Source organism: Pseudomonas brassicacearum (assembly GCF_003732265.1).
Lineage (GTDB): Bacteria > Pseudomonadota > Gammaproteobacteria > Pseudomonadales > Pseudomonadaceae > Aquipseudomonas > Aquipseudomonas brassicacearum_D.
The window spans coordinates 698,147-718,788 of the sequence record NZ_MOBK01000001.1; the positions used below are offsets into that span (position 1 = coordinate 698,147).

Consider the following 20,642-nt stretch of genomic DNA (forward strand, 5'->3'; position numbering starts at 1 on the left):
TCTTGAAGATGGCAGGGGCGGCTGGATTTGAACCAACGCATGGCAGGATCAAAACCTGCTGCCTTACCGCTTGGCGACGCCCCTGTAGCGCTTGCTACGTGTGGGCGGGAATTTAACAACTTTCTCGCCGTCGGGGAAGCCCCTGCTTAAAATATTTTTCTTCTAAAACAGCTACTTAACATTAATTGATTGCAGATACAACGGGCGCCGCTGCAGATTAAACCGGTGACTGATGACTGGTCACGCAGTGATCTGGCGCTACGATCTACTCCCGGTCTTTCGTTGTACGGATGAGATTGTTCCGCAGTTTCACAATTGCCTTTTGCATTTGCACGAAGTCGTCCGGATCAAGACCGGTTTGCGGGAAACCCTCTTCCGACAGGCCTTCACGTAGTTTGCGTCCCTCTTTTGTCAGGCGGATCCTCACCTGGCGCTCGTCCTCGGGGTCACGCTGACGCAACAAATAGCCCATCGCTTCCAGTTTCTTGAGGATCGGCGTGAGGGTGTTGGATTCGAGGAACAGCTTTTCGCCGAGGCTGCCAACGGTCTGGTTGTCCTCCTCCCAAAGTGCAACGAGGGTGATGTATTGCGTATAGGTCAGGCCGAGCCGTTCTAGCATCGGCTTGTAGGCCTTGCCGAAGGCCAGGTTTGAGGAATAGACCGCAAAACACAGGAAGTCGGCAAGCTTCAGGTCCAGTGCGGAGGTCTTTTCATTGGATTTCATGAGCATTCTCTGTGGCCAAAGACGGATGGATCGCGTGGGCAAACTATACATCGCATGCGATGGTGTCGGAAGTGCTCACACCATTGCAATCGTTATCCAGGTCCATCAAGCCCATGAGCGTCGACACCGGCTCGCCAAGGCTGCCCCTGGCGAGCTGATGGTGCATTGCGTTATGCCGTGAGGACGTTGATAGCGACATCAATGTTGCCGCGTGTTGCTTTGGAGTACGGGCAGATCTGATCGGCGTTGTGTGCCAGTTCAGTCGCGACACCGTGATCCAGACCCGGCACCCGCAGGGTCAGTCGGGCCTGGAGGAAGTAGGCTGGCCCGGTCTGGCCAAGATCCACCTCGATGTCGACGGCCGTGTCGTTCGGCAGCGTCACCTTCATCTGTTGCGCGGCCAGACCCACGGCGGCGATGTAGCAGGCCGACCATGCCCCGGCGAACAATTGTTCGGCTTTCGGGTGCGGCTGGACAGCGGTCAACTCGTGTTCCGGCTTGGCGCTGCCCGGCGATGACAGCGTGATGTCGAGGGTGCCGTTATGGCCGCGTGACGTATAGCCGGCGCTGTTGTGGGTGGTGTGGGTTTTGCCGGTGACCAGTACTTTTTCGATCTTGCTCATGATGATTTCCTCAGGTTTTCCAAATGAATGATTCGCGCGCGCTTGTATCGCTTGCGATGATATCGATGCGTCCCGGCATCACGCCGTAATAACGTTCAGGGCAACGTCGATATTGCCGCGTGTCGCTTTGGAGTACGGGCAGATGGAGTCGGCGATGTGCGCCAGTTCGGTCGCGACATCGTGTGACAGCCCCGGCACGCGCAGGGTCAGTCGGGCCTGAAGAAAATAGGCCGGACCAGTCTGGCCCAGGTCCACTTCGATGTCGACAGCCATGTCTGCCGGCAACACGATGTTGCGTTCCTGAGCGACCAGCCCGACCGCAGCGGTGTAGCAGGCCGACCATGCCCCGGCAAACAGCTGCTCGGCTTTCGGGTGTGGCTGGGTGGCGGCGAATACGTGGGCCGGTTGGGCGGAACCTGGCGAGGACAACTCGATGTCGAGGTTGCCGCTATGGCCGCGCAAGGTAATGTCGGCACCGCTCAGGGTGGTGTGGGTTTTGCCGGTGGCCAGTACTTTTTCGATCTTGCTCATGGGTGTTTCCTCAGGATTTTAGTATTGTGTGCGATTGCATCGCATGCGTCATTTATGGAGCTTAAAAAGACAATCTGTATCAGTTGCCCGCTGCGGTGATCCAGTTGTTGCCGTTGTGGCCATGGGAAGCGTGATCGGTAGTGAAGGACATTGTGTAGACGCTTCCGGTGTTCATGGCTGGATCTCCAAACGGCACATTGTGGGTTGTTGATCGCTTTCGATTAGATCGTATGCGATAGATAAATATTCAACCAAAGCCCGAATCATGTCAAAGACTATTTTGAGGTCCGGCGACGAACGGCAGGATTGGCATCAACCGCTGGTGGCGCGGTTCGGATCACGGTCACGCATGAGATCCGAACCGAGCCATCCTGATCAGTGCATAAAAATCAGGTATTCGATGCCTGTAAGCCTTGCCTTATCTCAAGGTCTTGAATCCAGCCCGGACTTCCTGCGAGAAAAGCACCGGCTGCTCCCACGCCGCAAAGTGCCCGCCTTTTGGCAGCCTGTTGTAATGCACGAGGTTGGGATAGGCCTGCTGCGTCCAGCTTTTCGGGGCCGCATACAACTCATCAGGAAAAACGCTGACCGCGACCGGGATGTTGACGCCCTTGACGGCGAAGAAGGTTGACTTGTTTTCCCAATAGAGACGCGCCGAGGAAACAGCCGTGTTGGTCAACCAGAACAACGTGATGTTGTCGAGCACATCATCGGGTGTGAGCCCTTCCGCGTTGCCGTCAATGGAGCGTGCGATCATCTCGTAGCTTTTTGGATCGTGGTCCAGCATGAAGGCCGCCAAACCAACGGGTGAGTCAGCAAGGCCTGTCAGCGACTGGGGCCTGTCCCCCATCATGATGGCGTAGCCAATGTGCTTGTAGGTGTTGGCGAGTTGATCCGCCGCCAGCTGCTCTTCCCCAGACAGACCGCTGGGTACCGGCTCGCCGCGAAACAGCGCCGCATCGAGCTCAGGCGGAATGACACCCGGCATATTGGAATGAATCCCGATCAAGCCCGGCGGTGCCTTTACCGCCATCAGATCGACAACGATAGAGCCCCAGTCACCACCTTGCGCGCCATACCGGGTGTAGCCCAGACGCTTCATCAACTCAATGTAGGCATCGGCGATACGAACGGGATTCCAACCGGCCACGGTGGGTTTCTCCGAGAAGCCATAACCCGGCATCGACGGGATCACCAGGCTGAACGCGTCGGCAGCACTGCCACCGTGTGACGTGGGATCGGTGAGTGGCCCGATGACTTTCATCAACTCGATGATCGATCCAGGCCACCCGTGCGCCATAAGCAGCGGCAAGGCATTTTCGTGCTTTGAGCGAACATGAATGAAATGTATATCCAGACCATCAATGTGAGTGATGAAGTTTGGAACGGCGTTTATTTTGGATTCAATCACTCGCCAGTCGTACTTTGTTGCCCAGTGCCTGGCTAACTTCTGGATCGTAGCCAGTTGTACGCCTTGGGAGGAGTCACTGACTAACTCCTTGTCCGGCCATCTCGTTGCTTGTATACGTCGGCGTAACTCTGAAAGATCTGTGTCTTTGGCGCTGAAATGGAATGGACGTATTTCAGTGGAAAAACCATCCGTTTTTTTTGTTGTATCAGTCATAGCATCAGCCTTGTTTGAAAAACCGAGTAACCCTAACGGTGCAACTGCACATGTCACTGCGGCAGCGCCGCAAAATGTACGTCTGGTCAGGGAAAGTTGTTTGGTGTGTCCTGGCATGCAGGCTCCTGAGAAACCCGGTCCATGGGAATTCCACGCGACAAAAGATGCCATCGGTAATGAGTGGTATTTAATTAGCTACTCAATGAATTCTTGATTTTCGCGCACGCAGATTCAGCGGGATTTAAACGTCTATCCGCTATAACCAGTCGCAAAAAATATCGATAAGTAGTTTAAAACCGGGATGGCACCCAGTCTGGACAGGCAGGTTTTTATAGTTGAGCTAAGGAGTTGCCAGTTCAATCACGACGTTTGAACATCAAAATAAACATCAATATTGCCGCGCGTTGCCTTCGAGTAAGGGCACATTTGGTCTGCTGCATGTGCGATGGCGCAAGCCATCTCATGCGTCAGGCCTGGCAGGCGCACATTGAAACCCGCTTGAAGGAGGTAACCGGTCCCGGTCTGGCCCAGATCGATCTCGATCTCGACGCAAACATCGGCCGGAATAGCCACCTTCAAGTCTTTGGCCGCAAGGCCAAGGGCTGCGATGTAGCAAGCGGACCACGCCCCGGCAAACAACTGCTCGGCGGTCGGGTGCGGTTGGGTATCGGCGAATACATGGGCCGGTTGGGCGCTGCCGGGCGTTGACAGTTCAATGTCGAGTTTGCCGTTGTGCCCGCGCGAAGTGGTGCCAGCGCGGTTCAAAGTGGTATGGGATTTACCGGTTGCCAAGACTTTTTCGATTTTGCTCATCGGTGATTCCTAAATGGTTTTGATGAAACTCAGATAGCGCAAAAAATACGTAACTATCTGACAGGACTGATTTTATAGGCACAGTTAAGGCGCCGAACAGAACGGAAAAACCGATCACGATAGGCGTTTCCGCCCTCCTCTCCTGATGAGTTCCAATAGCTCACCGCTCGTCGCCAGAACGCATTGTCAGCTTTGACATCGTCAGTTCTTTAATTGAATACTTGCGCATCTTATACGATTTGATCGCTTGCGATACAAATACACCCGAGAACCCCTTACTGTTGAAAATCAGCCAATGAACACCGCAGCTTTAAAGAAAAGCCCCACGAGCAAGATCAATCGCGTCCTGATAATCAGCAAAACCGGAGGCGGTGGATCATGAAACTGATCCAGTTGCGCGCCTTCTGCTCGGTTGTCGACATGGGCAGCTTTCGTGCGGCGGCACGAACGCTGGACACTGCTCAAAGTACGTTGACCGAGTCGATTCAAAGTCTGGAAAGAGAACTGGGCGTGACCTTGTTGGTGCGTTCCAATCAAGGCATCAGCCTGACCCTGGCCGGCAAGGTTTTCCTGACTCGGGCACGCTCGATCATCCTGGATTGCGATTGCGCGGTACAAGATGTCCGCCAATGGAATGGCATGCCTGAGGGGCGGGTCTCATTGGGTGTCACGGCGGAAGCATTGGCCGCCTGTTTGATGCCAGTCTTCAGCAGTTTTACCAGCCGATTTCCAAACGTGCAGTTGCACGTCGCCAGCGGCAAGACGAAGATGCTGATCGAGATGATTCGAGCAGGTCGGCTGGACTTCGTGATGTGCCCGCTGAGTCCCAAAGTCTGCGATATCGACCTGCACATCGAGCGGCTTTATCGCTCGAACGCAAGCGTCATTGCACGCAAGGGCCATCCTCTGGCAGATGCACGTTCAGTGCGCGACTTGGCCGATTGCCAGTGGATCAGCGTCCGGCCAGCCGGGGTTGCAGGCAGTGCGGAAAATCATCTGAACGAACTGTTCAAAGCCCAAGGCCTGCCCCCTCCGAAGATCGCGATCACTACCGAGTCGTTGCTGGAAATCCTTCACATCATCTCAGAGACTGACTACCTGACCATTGAGCCCTGCATGATTCCCGGCATGAAGTTATTTTCCTCCTCGCTAATCAGCATTTCGATTCGCGAGCCGCTGGAGTCATGCGAGGTGTGCTTGATCAGCCGTCGAGTGCCCTCCTCCAACCGAGTCACACAAGAACTGACCAGCATGCTGATTTCTTACTCGCGGCTGCGTCACCGGGCCAAGGGGTGAGCTGTTACAGATGCTCGCGTCAGCCCCATCTGTGGCGAGGGAAAAAAGGTTATGAAGCAATGACCTTAAATCCCCACAGGGCTGCCATTCCCACTGCCAGTGTCAGGACCGTACTCCGCGTCTTCCAGGCGATCCAGGCCGCCACAATGGCCGCGGGTATTTGAGGGTTGTCGAGCACAAACGCACCCTGTCCATGGGGGTACACCACCGCGGGCAAAACCAGAGCGGCCAGCACACTCGGCGGCACGTACACCAAGGCTCGACTCAGCAGCGTGGGAATTCGCCACCGGCCATAAATCTCGACAAACGAAAGACGCATGACAAACGTGCCGATGCCGACCGCGAGAAACATCCCCCATAAAACCAGGTCACTCATTGCGCTTCCCTCTCGACGTCATTCGTTGAAGCACTGCTCAGCGCTTTCTTGCGAATGCTTTCAATCAATAACCCTGCAATGACTCCGCCGATGGAAGCCGTGACCAACCCGAGGTTGTACGGCAGCGTTACGGCCAACACCGCGACCAGCCCCCCGACCATGGCGGCCCCCAGGCTCGCCGCCCCCCGGATGTTGGGGACGAGAAGCGCCAAAAACGAAAGCGGTACGGCAAAGCTCAACGACCACGTGTCCGGGATGCTTGCGCCCAGGTACACCCCGGCAAGCACCGACAACTGCCAGGTCAGCCACATGGCAACAGCGGTTCCTGCATAAAAATGGGGGGCAAATCGACCCAGCTCACCGGATGAAAATTTCACGGCGCACAGTGCATAGGACTGGTCAGAAAGCATGTACGACACAGGCCACGTCCAACGACGTGGCAAGTGGTGCAGGTAAGGCGCCAACGAAGCGCTGTACATGATAAAGCGCAGGTTGATGATCAAGGCTGTGACAACAACCGCCACGGGCACAGCACCATTTTGCAGGAGCTGGAGTGCAACCAGCTGAGCCGAACCCGAGTAGAAGAGCAACGTCATCCCCATACTCATGCCTGGCGACATGCCCATCTCGATCGCCATCACCCCGGTCACCAATCCGAAGGGAATGACGCCGGGCGTCAATGGAATCAGCGTTCGGACACCCTGAATGAACGCTTCGGTTCCTGTTTGGTACTTCATGTCGTCCCCTTACCTGACTAAGCGTTTTTCTTTGAACCACAACGGCGGCATCCGACAGCGTGGAATCGACAGGGGATTGCGCCTGCTTTGTTGCAGCAGACCTACGTCCGACCTTGTCATCGACTTGTAAGCCGATTCACGCTTACCATACGCCCAACTCGTATTACCGCGGCTGCTGAACCCGGTATTCACGAGGAAACGATTATGGAAAGAACCCGCGCCTGGCGACGTGTACAGGCCCGTAAACGCGGCAATGATAAAGCAGTTCGTCCGCTGAAATTCAAGCCGCAAAAGAACTGGAAGCTGATGTACACCCGTGCCGACAAGCTAGTCAGGGCACGCCAACTCGGCATGAGCTATCCCATCCGCACCACCCGCCAATTGTTGGATCAAGAGTGACAAACCTTCTGTTCGTCTGCAGTCGTAACCAATGGCGCAGCCCCACGGCGGAAGCGATCTGGCACCGCCGCCCCGGCTTCAATGCCCGCTCGGCGGGCACAAGCCCGAACGCACGCAAAACCATCAGCCCGGCGGATATTCGCTGGGCCGATGTCATCTTTGTCATGGAACGCAAACACCTGAATCGCCTGCAGGCCGAGTACGCCCGTCTGCTTGAACACAAGCGGATTCACTCTCTGGATATTCCCGACGACTATCGCTACATGGATCCTGAGCTGGTGGACATACTCGAAGACGCCGTAAAGCCCTACCTCACGGCCTAGGCTTCGTGCGTCTCCCCTGCCATCATTCAAGAACTGACACGCCGAGAAAAAAAATGAACCGCCGCAAAAAAATACAGCAGCTATTAAAGGCTCACGCTAAAAAGGCCAGCGCCAAACTGGCACCGCAAAGCAAAGAAAAATACATCAGCAAGGCTGACCGGTTGAAACTGGCGGCCGAGGCCAGTGCAGACTCAGCCGTTACCCCCGAAAGTTGAGCTATGCGTCTTTAACGCCATCAACCAATCTCACCCTGTGGCAGTCAGAGGGCGCAAGTTTTTGACCGTTTGAAGAGCGAACTTCAAGCGGCATCAGCGGCTGGCCAAGCTCGTTATCCAGCAGCACAGATCGCGTCTCTTGGGGCTTGAACAGAAAACGTTCGCCCCATTGCCTGATGCTGACCACAACCGGAAAGATCTCCCGCCCTTTTTCCGTCAGCACGTACTCCTTGTAGGCGCTGCCATCTGACGCCGGTCGAATGTCGAAGACCCCGACTTCAACCAACGTTTTCAGGCGCGACGCCAGAATATTTTTGGCCACGCCCAGACTCTTTTGAAATTCGCTGAATCGACGAATGTCGTCAAATGCGTCGCGAATGATCATCAGCGACCAACGGTCCCCGATGGCCTCCAGTGTTCTGGCGACCGGGCATTCGCTGCCTTGCGGTGAAGCGTCTTCGACCATTTTTTTGCCCTTCCCAAAGGTGGCTTTTCCGGTTGCAATTTGAAACCGGATACGACAACAATCGAATCCAGTTTTTAATTGAAACCAGTTTAGCGCCATGGAGGTGTGCATGAAAGCAGATGCCGACTTAATCACCCAACAACTTTCCACGCAGCCTGCCGGGCTTTCTCCGGCGCTCACGCTATTGTTTTCTGTCACCTGCGCGCTGGCCGTCGCCAACGTTTATTTCGCGCAGCCTTTACTTGATTCAATGGCTCAGAGCCTGGGTGTGGCCTCATCCATGATCGGGGTTGTGGTGACCGCTACTCAGGTCGGTTACGCGCTGGGGTTGCTGTTTATCGTGCCGCTGGGTGATTTGGTCAACCGCAAGCGGCTGATTCTTTCGCAAGTGTTTCTGTCTGCCGTGGCGCTCGCAGCGGTCGGCGCAGCGCAGCAATGGCTGGCCCTGTTGGGTGCGATGGTCGTGATGGGGTTGTTGGCCGTGGTCGTGCAGGTGCTGGTGGCTTATGCCGCCGTGCTGGCAACGCCCTCACAACGCGGGCATGCCGTGGGGACGGTCACCAGTGGCATTGTTCTGGGCATTCTTCTGGCGCGGTTTACTTCTGGCCTGATTGCGGACATCGCGGGCTGGCGCGCCGTGTACTTTGTGTCCTCAGGATTGATGCTGACTCTTGCGGCGGTGTTGTGGCGAGTGGTGCCGGTCACGGCTTCGCCAAGGCATGACGAATCCTATCTGGCGCTCATTCGTTCCCTGTTCAAACTGTTCATCACCGAACCTGCGTTGCGCGTCAGGGGCTTGCTGGCCCTGCTGATCTTTGCCGCTTTTTCCGTGCTGTGGACCGCCATGGTGCTGCCATTGAGCGCCCCGCCGCTGTCGCTTTCACACACGGCCATCGGCCTGTTTGGCTTGGCCGGCGTCGCCGGTGCCCTGGCGGCCAGAGGAGCCGGTCGCTGGGCCGATCAAGGTCTGGGACAGCGGGTGACCGGCATTTCGCTGGCACTCCTGACGTTGTCCTGGCTGCCCATCACGTTTGCCGAGACGTCCCTGATCGCGCTGGTCTGCGGCGTGGTGCTGCTCGACTTCGCGGTGCAGGCCGTACACGTCACCAACCAGAGCATCATTTTCGCTGCACGGCCGGACGCACAGAGTCGTATGGTCGGCGCCTACATGTGCTTCTACTCGGTTGGTAGTGCGCTGGGTGCCGTCGCTGCTACCCAGGTGTATGCGGTATGGGGATGGATGGCCGTCAGTTTGTTGGGCGCCTTGATTAGCGTGACTGCCTGGGTTGTTTGGTTTGTCACGTTGCAGCGGGGTGCGCAGTCGTGTCTGCCGATAGGCTGCCGACAATGATGGCGAGGACTGCGGGCTCAGCAGCTGCTACAAAATGGTGGTGCTACTTTGTCCTCTGTGGCGAGGGGGCTTGCCCCCGTTCGGTTGCGCAGCAGCCGTCGTTTTTTTGGGGCCGCTGCGCAGCCCAACGGGGGCAAGCCCCCTCGCCACAAAAGCTCCCTCACCACATAAAAGCGGTTACTTAGGGGGTTCTATTTTATCCAGCACGCCGTTTGCCGTGATCTCGGCCACCATGATGCTGTTTGAAATGCCCAGCAGTGCGTAGCGCGCCTCTCCCTCCAGATGATCCACCAACTGATGGACCATCACGTCGATCGAGGCCAGTGTCTCGACCAAAAATACGCCCAGGGTTTCGGCGGTGGCGTGCGGGTCCACGGAAAACAGCGTGCTGCGGGTTCGCGGTTTGGCTTTGATATCGGCGCTCGACGGGAAGTGGAAGTCGAGGGCGCGTTCGGCGGCTTCGTTGAGTTTTTTGGAATCGGGTTCGTATGGGGATGCCGGATCGGTGTCCGGTGGGTTCGGCGTTACTTTGAACATTTGCTTGCTTCTCTGATTGAGTGCCAACCCTCCTGCTGCTAAACGAGAGGGAGGCAGCTGTGCGCAGGTTAGCAGACCGGGGAAGCTAGCAAAGCCGGCGCGCCCGAAGGCGCCCTGCGCACAACCACCATCAAATTCAGGCATGGGAATGCCTGACTGACAAGCGCTTGTACACCTTGCTTATAACCCCGGGCTGCTAAACCCGACCACTGATGGGCAGTGGCAGGGAAACGATAGAGGCCAGGGCCAGAGCGCACAAGCCGGCGGATTCTGTCTTACCCGTAGGCGATGGCGCAAGGCGTTGTAGCCTCCGAGTGGTAACCGAAGGCTTCATTTAAACGCGGGTGATTTTTCTTGTTTAAGACAGCCTTCGCCTGAACACGCGTTGTACTAAGTGCTGCTACGCTTCAAACATTAACTTTCGCGCTTTCCAACACACTGGCGCACACACTCTCTGCAGGCTGATGGAACAGCCGAATGACCAGATCCTGCGCCCAAGCGAATCAGACTTCGTTGAGCAAAGGAGTGAACATGCCGCCCCGTAAAAACAAGCCTACCGACAGCAAGTCAGGGCAATCGCAAGACGACGGGGAAGAACGGGTCTTTCACTCACGCAAGGAACGTCTGTACGCCGGCGAGCAATTACGCGCGCGTTTGCCGCATGCCCTTCACGCCGAATGGAAACCCGCGCGCAAACACCGCGACCCAATCGCACTCCTCGAAGAATCCAATCGCTATCGACTGCCCAATCTGGTGCCCGTGCGCTACGGGCGCATGCTGGCCAGCCCCTTCACCTTTTTACGCGGTTCCTCGGGGTTGATGGCGCATGACCTGGCCGCAACGCCGACCACCGGCTACCAGGTGCAGGCGTGCGGTGATTGCCACCTGATGAACTTCGGGTTGTTCGCGACGCCTGAGCGCAATCTGATCTTCGACATCAACGACTTCGACGAAACCCTCCCCGCCCCTTGGGAATGGGATGTCAAACGCCTGGCAATCAGTTTCGCCGTGGCCGCCCGCGACAACCGCCTCAGCGACAAAGCAGCAAAAGCCAGTGCCGCCGAATGCGTGCGTGCCTACCGCGAGTACCTGCGCAAATTTTCCAAGATGAGCCCGATGGAAGTCTGGTACGACTGCCTGGATGCCCAAGCGATCGTCGACATGGCACCCAATGCTGAGATCAAGAAAATCCGTGAGCAATTGGTCGCCAAGGCCAAGCTGCGTGTTGGCGATTACCTTTATCCCAAAATCAGCGGTGAAGTCGGAGGGCGACGGCGCCTGATCGATCAACCGCCGATTCTGTTTCACGTCTATGAAAAGGGCTTCGTGCGTAACGTCCATCTGGCGCTGCAAGATTATCGATTGTCGCTGCCCCATGAACGGCGCGTGCTGTTCGATCGCTACCGTCTCGAAGACATTGCCGTCAAAGCGGTCGGCATCGGCAGCGTCGGTACTTATTGTTTCGTCGGCCTGTTCTTTTCCGCAGAAAATCACCCGTTGCTCCTGCAATTCAAGGAAGCCTGTCCCTCGGTACTCGCGCCTTATGCCGGCAAGAGCGACTACGAAAACCAGGGGCAGCGTGTCGTCACGGGGCAGCGTCTGATGCAGTCGTCCAGCGACATCTTTCTGGGCTGGACCCGCGGCCAGAACGGTCGCTACTACTTTGTGCGTCAGTTGCGAGACATGAAAATGTCAGCGCCCATCGAGGGCATTACCGCCGCACGATTGAAAATGTACGCCGAGTGGTGCGGTCTGACCCTGGCCCGTGCTCACGCGAAATCGGGGGATGCTGCGCTCATCAGTGGCTACCTGGGCAAGACAGACTCCTTCGACCAGGCCATCGGGAAATTTGCCCTCACCTATGCCGATCAAAACGCTAAAGACCATGCCACGCTGCTGGCCGCCGAGAAATCAGGGCGGATTATTGCGTTGAGAGAGGAGGAGTTATGAGGCCGGCGAGATAGTGCGCGTCTGTCATGAATAGCCAAGCGACTGTCGTCGAATGAAAAGCGCCCCCGATTCGGGGGCTTTTTAATGGGAGTCATAAAAAAGCATCTGGCGCTTGAGCCCGTCTGATCGCCCACAAGGCGAACACGATTGCTCCGCCTGAGCCACGAGTGGCCTGGTGCACCAAGCAAGAGAATAACAATATGAAAAGCTTGAAAAGTCTTCTGGCTGCTTCACTCCTGATGGCACTGGCCATTGATGCCCAGGCCTATGTATCGAGTCAGCAAGCTGCCGAACTGGGCACCAACCTGACGCTGGTCGGCGCTGAAAAGGCCGGTAATGCCGACGGCTCCATCCCGCCCTATAACGGTGGCCTGACCACTGCCCCTGCCAGTTTCAAGATCGGCGACAGCATGCGCCCCGATCCCTATGCGCACGAGAAACCGCTGCTGGTAATCAATGGCCGCAACGTTGATCAGTACAAGGGCATGCTGACCGCCACCACCATCGAGTTGGCCAAGCGCTACCCCGGTTACCGCATCGACGTGTTCCCGACCCACCGCACCGCATCGTTGCCGCAGACGGTGCTGGACAACAGCCGCAAGAACGCCACCGCCGCCCGGTCCCTCAATGGCGGAATTGCCTTCGACAATGTATTGCCCGGTGTGCCGTTCCCGATGCCGCAATCGGGTGCCGAAGCAATGTGGAATTTCCTGCTGCGCTACCAGGGCGTCAACATCCAATCCAAATACGACTCCTGGAATGTCGACTCGGCGGGGGTGGCAAGCCTGGCCGTCACCGGCGAAGCCTTCGTCTCCTTCCCGATCTACGAGAACCTGTCGAAGCCCATCAACAACTCCGACCTCTACTACCAGTTGAAGCTGTCCTATACCAGCCCTGCGCGGCGCGCTGGTGAGTCGATCATGCTGAAGAACGCCACCAACCCGCTGCAACGTCCTGGCCGTGCCTGGCAGTACATGCCGGCCCAGCGCCGGGTCAAACAGATTTCGATCCTGGCCTACGACACACCGAACCCAGGCACCGCCCGCGCCCTGGAACTGTATGACTGGACGCTGGTGGGCAAGCAAGAAATGATCGTGCCCTACAACACCTACAAACTGACCTACGCGCGGGAGGCCAAGTCGCTGACCACCCCCAATTACCTGTCCCCGGACTTCGTGCGCTGGGAGAAACATCGGGTCTACGTGGTGGAAGGCAACCTCAAGCCTGGCGCCAGTCACATCTACCAGAAGCGCCGCTTTTACCTGGATGAAGACACCTGGGCGGCGGTGGCCTCCGATCAGTACGACACAAGTGGCAAGCTGTACCGTGGCTCTTTCGCGTTCCTCAGCCAGAGCTATGACGAGCAGGTCCCGGATGCCACGCCTTTCATGACGTACGACCTGTCGCGCGGCTCCTACAACATCAATGGCGTGGTAGGCCCGCATGGCGGGATTCGGTATATCGAGCCGCTGTCGACGGCGCAATGGGTACCGGAGTCGATGGCGGGTGCGGGTATTCGTTAGTTGGGGGGGGTTTAGTGAGCGCTTGGCGAAAGCGCCAGGCTGGATGAGGTAATCAGCGAACTCGCCAACAACGCCTCCAACCCCATCGGCTTGGCGAAGTAGTAACCCTGGGCCTGCCCCGCGCCTATTTCGCGCAGCAGCTCCAGGGTCGCTTCATCCTCGACACCTTCGGCGACCACACTCAGGTCCAGCGATTCGGCCATCCGCACAATCGCCCGGACGATGGCGCGGCTGCGCGCACTGGTGGTCAGTTCGAGGATGAACGACTTGTCGATCTTCAAACCGCTAAACCGGTATTGATGCACATAGCTCAGGGATGAAAACCCTGCGCCGAAGTCATCGAGCACCACCGACATGCCGTTGTCGGCCAATTGCTGCATGGTCAGGCGTGCGATGGCCGGCTCGGCCACCAGCGCACCTTCGGTCAACTCCAGGCAGATCCGCGAGGGCGCGACCCCGTGCCGCGCCAACAGGGCAAGCACTTCACTGGCGAAGTCCGGGCGCGTCATGCTGTAGCTGGAGCAATTGACGTGCACCGCAGGCCAGCCTGCATGCTCGGGCTGTGCGAGGATCACCGCAATGCTGGTGAGCATGTACAGGTCCAGTCGACCGATCAGGCGCAAACCTTCGACATCCGGTAAAAACTCGCCCGGCGCGATCACCCGGCCGCCCGGTTGATGCCAGCGCACCAGCGCTTCAAGGGCGACCAGTTCGCCGGTTTCAACGCTGACGATCGGCTGGAAATACGGCAGCAGTTCATCGGTACGCTTGAGCGCGTTGCGCAAGGCCCCTTCCCGCTCGACCTGGTCCGAGACTTCCCGGCGCACTTCCTGGTTGAACACCGCGTAGCTATCACGCCCGGCGCTCTTGACCCGGTACATCGCCGCATCGGCATCGCGCAGCAAGTCGGCAGGCTCGTGATGAAACTGACTGTCGGCGCTGACGATACCGATGCTGCAGGACGAAAAAACTTCGTGGCCGTTGATGAAAAACGGCAGGTCGAACGCCACCAGAATCCGTTCGGCGATTTCGATCACCACCTCCAGCGAGGCCTCGGGCGCCAGCACCGAAAACTCATCGCCCCCCAGGCGTGCCAGCATGTCGGTTTCGCGCAGGCAACCACGCAGACGCTGGGCGGCCTGCATCAACAGCAGGTCGCCGAAGTGGTGGCCGAGGCTGTCGTTGACCATTTTGAAACGGTCGAGGTCGATGAACATTACCGCCAGGTGCCCGCCTGCGCGGCCGAACTCCGACCAGGCCTGACTCAGGCGCTGTTGCAGGTAGGTACGATTCGGCAGCCCGGTCAGCGCATCGTGGGAGTTTTCATGTTGCAACTTGGCATTGGCGTGATCGAGCTCGCGGGTGCGGTTCTGCACCCGGGCCTCCAGTTTGAGGTTGGCGGCATGGATCGCTTCGGCAGCCGTGCGGCGTGACAGCGCAGTGTCGATGTGCCGCGACACAAACGTGAGCAGCTCCTGGTCACGCAAGGAATACTTCACCTGCGAGGTATAGCTCTGCACCGCCAGCACGCCGCGCACCACATCGCCATCGAACAACGGAATGCCCAGCCACGAGTAAGACCGGACAGACGGATTGGCCAGTTCGATTTCACCGTTCGCCGCCAATCGTTCAGCCTCGCCGACGTTGATCAGGCAAGGTCGGCGCTGACGGATAACGTACTCGGTCAAGCCCCGGCAGTCACGGCGTGCCGGTGGGCAGATGGTCTGCCGCTCATCGACGTAATACGGAAAGGTCACTTCGCTGATCGCGTCATCAAACAGCGCGATATAGAAGTTTCGCGCGAACAGCAGATCACCGACGATGCCGTGCAAGGTTTGGAACAACTCAGCCATGTCGCCGGGCTGGCTCGACAGTTCGGCAATCTGGAACAGCGCGCTTTGCAGATGCTCGGCGCGCTGTCGGTCGGCCACTTCCTGCCGCAACGCGTCGTTGACGGCGGACAACTCCAGGGTGCGGCGCATCACCGTCTCTTCCAGGTCTTCGCGGTGCAGAATCCGGTCCAGCGCCATGGCCACGTGGCGGGCTACCACCAGAAACAGTGCTCGGTCTTCAGCGCTGTAGGTCCGGGAAACTTCATAGACCTGCATGGCCAGCATGCCAAAGACGTCGTCCGAGGCGTTTTTCAACGGTGCGCCCATCCAGAATTCGGGACGATCACCCACGCAGTAGAAACGGTCCTCGGCCTGCGCCGCGATGATGCCGGCGGCGTCGATCAGCAGCGGCTGGCCGGTGGTCAGTACCTGGCCGGTCAACGACAGGTGCGAAGGGTCGAGGTATTCGTAGTGCTGGGACTCCACGGCGTCCACGTCGATGATGTCGACGTAATACGGGTAGTCGATCTTGCCGGTGTGCGGGTCATACAGCGCGAGGTAGAAGTTCTCGGCGTCGATCAGGCTGGCCAGCAGCTGGTGAACTCCCACCAGGAACACCGAGCGGTCGCGGGTCGAACTGGCGAGGTAGGTAATTTCATACAGCACACGCTGAGTGATCTGCGCGCGGGCCAGGGTATTGGTCTGCACCTGAATGCCCAGGCGCAGGGCAAAATCGGCGAGCGCCGGTTCCGCGGATTCATTGAGGGGGGCGAGTAACCAGCCGAGCACGCTTTCGCCTTTACCGGTCGGCCAGCGGTGCAAGCGTTGGGCCTGGCAAAAGGTGTCGAAGTCTTCATTCGCCACGCTTGACGGCCACTGCACCAGCGGGTCGCCCTGCCCGACCAGGTGCATTTGTTCACCGGCACGGTAAACCGCCCACGCGGTGGTGTGCACCCAGGTGCGTGCCGGGTTCAGCAATTGTTCGATGGTGTCCTTGTTGCCAGCGTAGGGCATGCCGACCTTATCCAGATGTCCATTCAGTTGAGATGCGACAACGTCGCAATCGTTCGATTGCCGCGGGGCGTCGGTCGGACGAACACTCATCAGCGCTCCCTGAGCCAGTAACTGGCGATACTCACTTTCTGATTACTGGCAATGTGCCTGTTATCTTCCCGTTTAAAGCTAATGGGAGTTTTTTTCAATCGTTTTATTTTTTGATCACTCTAAATGGACGACCGTCTCACACCAGCAGCTCAGTGATCCACCGGGCCTGCCGGGCGACGTCTTGCAGCTTCTCCTCAGGCACGGCCTGCCGCGCCCGGGCGAAGTGGGTCAACGTCTTCTGTTTCTCGCGCAGCACACGCTGCCACTTGGCCAGAAATTCCGGGTTGCGTGCCTGCATTTGCAGCGGGCCGAAGTACAGTTCCTCGGCGGTGTACATCACCGGACCAGCGCGCTCGGCAACGATGATTTCGTAGTCGAAGCGATTTTCCCGCAGCAGTTCCTCGCAGAGAATGCTGTAGCCATTTTCCATCAGCCATTGGCGCAGTGGCTGCTCGCCACCGTTGGGCTGCAGGATCAAGCGCTCCTGCCCGCTCAGACGCGCCTTGCCGCTGTCGAGTATGTCGCGAATCGTCTCGCCGCCCATGCCGCAAATGCTGATCGCAGTGATCCCGTCGCCCGGCTCGATCGCCGCCAGCCCATTGGCCAGGCGCACGGTGATCCGCGCGTCCAGTTCGCTCTCGCGCACGGTGCGTTCGGCCGCGTGGAACGGCGTCAACGCCACCTCACCGGCAACTGCCGCCGCGATGGCGCCACGGCGCATCAACGCCACCGGCAAGTAGCCGTGATCCGAGCCGATATCCGCCAGTCGCGCACCGGCGGGCACATGCGCCGCCACGCGTTCCAGGCGCATGGACAATGTCTGTTCGTTCAACTGTAGATCCCTTTACCACGAATGTCCGGCACCGTTGGCCGGATCGGGACGCGATTGTGTCGGGCAATGCTGCGTATTACAAATCCCCTCGACCGGGGCCATGGTTTGTCCCTCCATGGCCCCCGCGATCACCTTGCGTTACACCGAAAATCTCGCCACCAGACCGTTAAGCGAAACCGCCAGCCGCGACAGCTCCTGACTGGCAGCGCTGGTTTGTGTCGCGCCGGCGGAGGTCTGCGACGCCAGCTCACGGATATTGGCGAGGTTGCCATCGACTTCCCGGGCGACTTGTGCCTGCTGCTCAGCCGCACTGGCGATCACCAGGTTGCGCTCATTGATCTGTGTGAACGACGAAGCAATCTGATCCAGTGCCTGCCCCGCGGCCTGGGCCACTTCCAGGGTGTCGCGTGCGCGGGTATTACTGCCTTGCATCGCATTGACCGCCTGCACCGTCCCTTGCTCGATGGCGCTGACCAGTTGCTCGATTTCCTGAGTCGAGCGCTGGGTACGATGCGCCAGACTGCGCACTTCATCGGCGACCACCGCAAAACCACGCCCGGCTTCCCCTGCCCTGGCCGCTTCGATGGCGGCGTTGAGTGCCAGTAGATTGGTTTGCTCGGCCACCGTGCGAATGACATCGACGACCTGGCTGATGTCGCGGACCCGGCCCGCCAGGTTTTCAACCTCTCCGGCCGTGGCCGTAACGCCGCTGGCCAGTTCGACAATCGCGTCGACGGTCCGCAACACCTGCTGCCGGCCGTGCTGCGCGGTCAGGTCCGACGCCCGTGTGGCATCGGCCGTGGAGCTCGCGTTGCGGGCAACATCTTCCGCGGCGCTGGTCATTTCGTTGATCGCCGTGGCCGCCTGTTCGATCTCGCCATTTTGCTGATGCAGCCCACGGCTGGCATCTTCGGTCACGGCGCTCAATTCTTCGGCCGCCGACGCCAGTTGGTTCGACGACTCGGCAATGGCCATGATGGTGTCGCGCAGATTGCCCTGCATGGTGACCAATGCCGTCATCAACCGCGCCGGCTCGTCACTGCCGATCACCACGGTGCGCGTGGTGAGGTCACCGGTCGCCACCGTCTCGGCCAACCGGACCGATTGCAGCAGTGGCAGGACGATGCTGCGGATCAGGCCGACAGCCACGACGCATGACGCCAGCGCGACAACCAGCAGCACCCCGATCACGCCACTGCGGGCACTGTTGAAGACGTCGACGCTGTGGGCCGCAGCGCCACTGGCACCACGGTTGTTGAATTCGATCAGGTCGGTGAGGGTCTTGCTCAGCGCATCCGCACGCGGGTTCATCTCACCATTGATCATGTCCCGCGCTTCGTCGAGTTGATCCTTGCGCGACAAATCGATCACTTTGGCCTGAAGCGACATGTAGGCCGCTTCGGCAGCCTTGAAGCGCTCGAACATCGCCCGGTCTTCATCGACAAGAATGGTTTTCTCGTACTGTCCCATCGCTTTTCGGGTTTCGGCCTTGAGCACGTCGATCTTGCTGTAGTTCTGCTCAAGGCTCTGTGGGTCGCGGCTGATCATGACGCGCAGGGTCAGGGCGCGGATACGTTGCACATTTTGCGCGCCATTACTCAAGGCCATCACGCCGGGCAGCCAATCGTCACTGATTTGCCGGGTGCTCTCACGCATATCGTCCAGTTTGGATAACGCAAAGATCCCCAACCCTGCGGTCAACGCCGCAACCAGGGCGAAACCAATGGAGGCACGCCAAGCGATACTGATATTCCTGAGCATATTTGTTTCTTCTTATTCGTCGTCGAGCAGTGGGTTGAAGCTCTGGTTGATAACGACCGAGCTAAATTGCAGGCGACTTATCTACGCGAGTTTTTTTGTGGCTGAGCATTCACTCGACGACAATCTCTTTTCATTTCATGACAGATTCGCGACGTTAATTGAGGGTCATGCCGGGTGTGAATTCAGGTAGACCGCGTGTTCCGGATGGCGAGGACTTCGTCCTCGAACGCAGCCTCGCGGGCTCGTCAGCTGCTACAGATGCGGGGGCGACGGGTAGGTTTTTACCTGCCTGCTATGCTGCATCCACTGTTCGTTGACTCAGGTCTAAACGCTGAACGGTCGAATCCTGATAATGATTTTTCATATTTTTAGGCAGGCTTTGAATGACTCCACAGATCTTCCAGATTCACGGCCTCGTGAGTTTTACCCTCGCCATCCTCCTGCTTTTCCTCGGCAAATCCCTTGTCCAGCGCAACGCCATGCTGCGCCAATACTGTATTCCCGAGTCGGTGGTCGGCGGTTTCGTCTGTGCGGCGGTGACGACCCTGTTTTATTTCGGCCTCAACATCGAGATCGAATTTGATCTGGATGTTCGCGACACCCTGCTGCTGTATTTCTTTGCCGGCATTGGCTTGAATTCGGACATGCGCCAACTGCTCAAGGGCGGCGTCCCGCTGCTGATCCTGCTGGTGCTCGCGGGGGTGTTCATCGTCCTGCAAAACGCGCTGGGCATGGGCATGGCCGAGGCATTTGGACTCGATCCCAAGGCGGGTTTGATGGTGGGCTCCATTTCCCTGACGGGTGGCGCCGGCACGACCCTGGCCTGGGCGCCGCTGTTCGTCGACAGGCTGGGCATCAATAACGCGCATGAACTGGGCATGGCCAGTAACACCGTCGGCCTGATTGCCGCTTGCGTGATCGGCGGTCCGATCGCCAACCGACTGATACGTCGTCATCAACTGACGCCTTCCGGGGATGGCAGCCTGGAAGTCGGTGTCCTTGAGCAACAACCCCACCAGTCAATGGACTACTACGACGTGCTCTGGGCGTGGATGTGGCTCAACCTGACCCTGATGCTCGGCTACGGACTTAACCTGCTGCTGGTCGATGCCGGCATCACCCTGCCCAAATTCGTCAGTTGCCTGTTCGCGGGTATCGTCATTCACCACATCGTTCTCGCGGTGATGGATGAACAACGGCTGAAATCCTGGGGCGGCGCCCGCCTGGGGCTGTCGCTGATCTCCGATATCTGCCTGGGCATGTTTCTAACCATGGCGCTGATGGGGCTTCAGCTATGGCAGCTCAGCGGCGCGTTGCTGTTCATTCTGTGCGCCTTGACCCTGCAAATCCTGCTGACGGTGCTCTATACGTACTTCGTCGTTTTCCGTTGTATGGGCCGCAATTACGAAGCCAGCGTGATTGCGTCCGGCTTCGGCGGGATTGCCCTCGGGTCCACGGCGACAGCCATCGTCAACATGACGACCGTGACGCAAAAATACGGCGCGGCACACCAGGCCTTCCTGATCGTGCCGCTGGTGTGTGGCTTTTTCATTGACCTGGTCAACGCGGTGATCATTGGCATGTTCAGTGGAATCTAGCAGCGCCCCGGTCCATCGCGATCGGCA

At 58.3% G+C, this 20,642-nt stretch carries 20 protein-coding genes and 1 tRNA gene; 8 read left to right on the forward strand and 13 right to left on the reverse strand.

Annotation, left to right across the window (positions count from 1 at the left end):
* Positions 1–9: 9 nt before the first annotated feature.
* The 6 genes from BK660_RS03360 to BK660_RS03385 form a co-directional block, all read right to left on the reverse strand.
* Positions 10–84, reverse strand: a tRNA-Gln gene (locus BK660_RS03360).
* Positions 85–265: 181 nt separating this feature from the next.
* Positions 266–724: a MarR family winged helix-turn-helix transcriptional regulator gene (locus BK660_RS03365; protein ID WP_123432072.1), complete on the reverse strand. Its 459-nt coding sequence runs from the start codon at positions 722–724 to the stop codon at positions 266–268.
* Positions 725–894: 170 nt separating this feature from the next.
* Positions 895–1,347 (reverse strand): Ohr family peroxiredoxin, encoded by a 453-nt coding sequence (locus tag BK660_RS03370; RefSeq protein WP_123432073.1) that lies wholly within the window; start codon positions 1,345–1,347, stop codon positions 895–897.
* 78 nt (positions 1,348–1,425) lie between these two features.
* The gene (locus tag BK660_RS03375) at positions 1,426–1,878 is read right to left on the reverse strand and encodes an Ohr family peroxiredoxin (protein ID WP_123432074.1); all 453 of its coding nucleotides are present in this window, start codon (positions 1,876–1,878) and stop codon (positions 1,426–1,428) included.
* Positions 1,879–2,296: 418 nt separating this feature from the next.
* Positions 2,297–3,619 (reverse strand): epoxide hydrolase family protein, encoded by a 1,323-nt coding sequence (locus tag BK660_RS03380; RefSeq protein ID WP_123432075.1) that lies wholly within the window; start codon positions 3,617–3,619, stop codon positions 2,297–2,299.
* A 243-nt stretch (positions 3,620–3,862) separates the two neighbouring features.
* On the reverse strand, positions 3,863–4,315 hold the full coding sequence (locus tag BK660_RS03385; RefSeq protein ID WP_123432076.1) for an Ohr family peroxiredoxin: 453 nt from the start codon (positions 4,313–4,315) through the stop codon (positions 3,863–3,865).
* Positions 4,316–4,693: 378 nt separating this feature from the next.
* Between BK660_RS03385 and BK660_RS03390 the strand changes: the two genes are divergently transcribed.
* Positions 4,694–5,611, forward strand: a complete 918-nt coding sequence (locus BK660_RS03390; RefSeq protein ID WP_123432077.1) for a LysR substrate-binding domain-containing protein — start codon at positions 4,694–4,696, stop codon at positions 5,609–5,611.
* A 49-nt stretch (positions 5,612–5,660) separates the two neighbouring features.
* Here BK660_RS03390 and BK660_RS03395 read toward each other — a convergent pair whose 3' ends face one another.
* Positions 5,661–5,987, reverse strand: a complete 327-nt coding sequence (locus BK660_RS03395) for an AzlD domain-containing protein (protein ID WP_123432078.1) — start codon at positions 5,985–5,987, stop codon at positions 5,661–5,663.
* Positions 5,984–6,724 carry an AzlC family ABC transporter permease gene (locus BK660_RS03400; RefSeq protein ID WP_123432079.1) on the reverse strand — a complete coding sequence of 247 codons (741 nt, stop codon included), beginning with the start codon at positions 6,722–6,724 and terminating at the stop codon, positions 5,984–5,986. The genes BK660_RS03395 and BK660_RS03400 overlap by 4 nt, the downstream gene beginning before the upstream one ends.
* Before the next feature lie 204 nt (positions 6,725–6,928).
* Here BK660_RS03400 and BK660_RS03405 point away from each other — a divergent pair, with 204 nt between their 5' ends.
* Genes BK660_RS03405 through BK660_RS03415 form a run of 3 tightly spaced genes read left to right on the forward strand, consistent with a single transcriptional unit; the run spans position 6,929 to position 7,661 of the window.
* Positions 6,929–7,123 carry a hypothetical protein gene (locus tag BK660_RS03405; protein ID WP_123432080.1) on the forward strand — a complete coding sequence of 65 codons (195 nt, stop codon included), beginning with the start codon at positions 6,929–6,931 and terminating at the stop codon, positions 7,121–7,123.
* On the forward strand, positions 7,120–7,446 hold the full coding sequence (locus BK660_RS03410) for a low molecular weight protein tyrosine phosphatase family protein (protein ID WP_123432081.1): 327 nt from the start codon (positions 7,120–7,122) through the stop codon (positions 7,444–7,446). Before BK660_RS03405 ends, BK660_RS03410 begins: the two co-directional genes overlap by 4 nt.
* 53 nt (positions 7,447–7,499) lie before the next feature.
* Positions 7,500–7,661, forward strand: coding sequence for a DUF2986 domain-containing protein (locus BK660_RS03415; protein ID WP_123432082.1), 162 nt, complete (start codon positions 7,500–7,502; stop codon positions 7,659–7,661).
* A gap of 1 nt (position 7,662) precedes the next feature.
* Here BK660_RS03415 and BK660_RS03420 read toward each other — a convergent pair whose 3' ends face one another.
* On the reverse strand, positions 7,663–8,127 hold the full coding sequence (locus BK660_RS03420; RefSeq protein ID WP_123432083.1) for a winged helix-turn-helix transcriptional regulator: 465 nt from the start codon (positions 8,125–8,127) through the stop codon (positions 7,663–7,665).
* Between the two features lie 109 nt (positions 8,128–8,236).
* Here BK660_RS03420 and BK660_RS03425 point away from each other — a divergent pair, with 109 nt between their 5' ends.
* Positions 8,237–9,478, forward strand: coding sequence for an MFS transporter (locus tag BK660_RS03425; protein WP_123432084.1), 1,242 nt, complete (start codon positions 8,237–8,239; stop codon positions 9,476–9,478).
* Between the two features lie 177 nt (positions 9,479–9,655).
* On the opposite strand, the gene BK660_RS03430 is transcribed toward BK660_RS03425, so the two are convergent.
* Positions 9,656–10,015 carry a DUF6124 family protein gene (locus BK660_RS03430; protein ID WP_123432085.1) on the reverse strand — a complete coding sequence of 120 codons (360 nt, stop codon included), beginning with the start codon at positions 10,013–10,015 and terminating at the stop codon, positions 9,656–9,658.
* 531 nt (positions 10,016–10,546) lie between these two features.
* Here BK660_RS03430 and BK660_RS03435 point away from each other — a divergent pair.
* The gene (locus BK660_RS03435) at positions 10,547–11,965 is read left to right on the forward strand and encodes a DUF2252 domain-containing protein (RefSeq protein ID WP_123432086.1); all 1,419 of its coding nucleotides are present in this window, start codon (positions 10,547–10,549) and stop codon (positions 11,963–11,965) included.
* Between the two features lie 200 nt (positions 11,966–12,165).
* Positions 12,166–13,488, forward strand: a complete 1,323-nt coding sequence (locus BK660_RS03440; RefSeq protein ID WP_123432087.1) for a DUF1329 domain-containing protein — start codon at positions 12,166–12,168, stop codon at positions 13,486–13,488.
* An 11-nt stretch (positions 13,489–13,499) separates the two neighbouring features.
* Here BK660_RS03440 and BK660_RS03445 read toward each other — a convergent pair whose 3' ends face one another.
* From BK660_RS03445 to BK660_RS03455, 3 genes are all read right to left on the reverse strand, one after another.
* Positions 13,500–16,424 carry an EAL domain-containing protein gene (locus BK660_RS03445; protein ID WP_123432088.1) on the reverse strand — a complete coding sequence of 975 codons (2,925 nt, stop codon included), beginning with the start codon at positions 16,422–16,424 and terminating at the stop codon, positions 13,500–13,502.
* 136 nt (positions 16,425–16,560) lie between these two features.
* Positions 16,561–17,256, reverse strand: coding sequence for a tRNA (adenine(22)-N(1))-methyltransferase (locus BK660_RS03450; protein WP_123432089.1), 696 nt, complete (start codon positions 17,254–17,256; stop codon positions 16,561–16,563).
* 138 nt (positions 17,257–17,394) lie between these two features.
* Positions 17,395–19,017, reverse strand: a complete 1,623-nt coding sequence (locus BK660_RS03455) for a methyl-accepting chemotaxis protein (protein ID WP_123432090.1) — start codon at positions 19,015–19,017, stop codon at positions 17,395–17,397.
* 383 nt (positions 19,018–19,400) lie between these two features.
* On the opposite strand from BK660_RS03455, the gene gltS reads away from it, so the two are divergent.
* Positions 19,401–20,615: a sodium/glutamate symporter gene (gltS, locus tag BK660_RS03460; RefSeq protein ID WP_123432091.1), complete on the forward strand. Its 1,215-nt coding sequence runs from the start codon at positions 19,401–19,403 to the stop codon at positions 20,613–20,615.
* Positions 20,616–20,642: the final 27 nt, after the last annotated feature.

Bases quoted from the DNA above. Each gene is read 5' to 3' on its own strand.
- BK660_RS03365 (WP_123432072.1), bottom strand. From the start codon at position 724: ATGAAATCCAATGAAAAGACCTCCGCACTGGACCTGAAGCTTGCCGAC.
- BK660_RS03370 (WP_123432073.1), bottom strand. From the start codon at position 1,347: ATGAGCAAGATCGAAAAAGTACTGGTCACCGGCAAAACCCACACCACC.
- BK660_RS03375 (WP_123432074.1), bottom strand. From the start codon at position 1,878: ATGAGCAAGATCGAAAAAGTACTGGCCACCGGCAAAACCCACACCACC.
- BK660_RS03380 (WP_123432075.1), bottom strand. From the start codon at position 3,619: ATGCCAGGACACACCAAACAACTTTCCCTGACCAGACGTACATTTTGC.
- BK660_RS03385 (WP_123432076.1), bottom strand. From the start codon at position 4,315: ATGAGCAAAATCGAAAAAGTCTTGGCAACCGGTAAATCCCATACCACT.
- BK660_RS03390 (WP_123432077.1), top strand. From the start codon at position 4,694: ATGAAACTGATCCAGTTGCGCGCCTTCTGCTCGGTTGTCGACATGGGC.
- BK660_RS03395 (WP_123432078.1), bottom strand. From the start codon at position 5,987: ATGAGTGACCTGGTTTTATGGGGGATGTTTCTCGCGGTCGGCATCGGC.
- BK660_RS03400 (WP_123432079.1), bottom strand. From the start codon at position 6,724: ATGAAGTACCAAACAGGAACCGAAGCGTTCATTCAGGGTGTCCGAACG.
- BK660_RS03405 (WP_123432080.1), top strand. From the start codon at position 6,929: ATGGAAAGAACCCGCGCCTGGCGACGTGTACAGGCCCGTAAACGCGGC.
- BK660_RS03415 (WP_123432082.1), top strand. From the start codon at position 7,500: ATGAACCGCCGCAAAAAAATACAGCAGCTATTAAAGGCTCACGCTAAA.
- BK660_RS03420 (WP_123432083.1), bottom strand. From the start codon at position 8,127: ATGGTCGAAGACGCTTCACCGCAAGGCAGCGAATGCCCGGTCGCCAGA.
- BK660_RS03425 (WP_123432084.1), top strand. From the start codon at position 8,237: ATGAAAGCAGATGCCGACTTAATCACCCAACAACTTTCCACGCAGCCT.
- BK660_RS03430 (WP_123432085.1), bottom strand. From the start codon at position 10,015: ATGTTCAAAGTAACGCCGAACCCACCGGACACCGATCCGGCATCCCCA.
- BK660_RS03435 (WP_123432086.1), top strand. From the start codon at position 10,547: ATGCCGCCCCGTAAAAACAAGCCTACCGACAGCAAGTCAGGGCAATCG.
- BK660_RS03440 (WP_123432087.1), top strand. From the start codon at position 12,166: ATGAAAAGCTTGAAAAGTCTTCTGGCTGCTTCACTCCTGATGGCACTG.
- BK660_RS03445 (WP_123432088.1), bottom strand. From the start codon at position 16,424: ATGAGTGTTCGTCCGACCGACGCCCCGCGGCAATCGAACGATTGCGAC.
- BK660_RS03455 (WP_123432090.1), bottom strand. From the start codon at position 19,017: ATGCTCAGGAATATCAGTATCGCTTGGCGTGCCTCCATTGGTTTCGCC.
- gltS (WP_123432091.1), top strand. From the start codon at position 19,401: ATGACTCCACAGATCTTCCAGATTCACGGCCTCGTGAGTTTTACCCTC.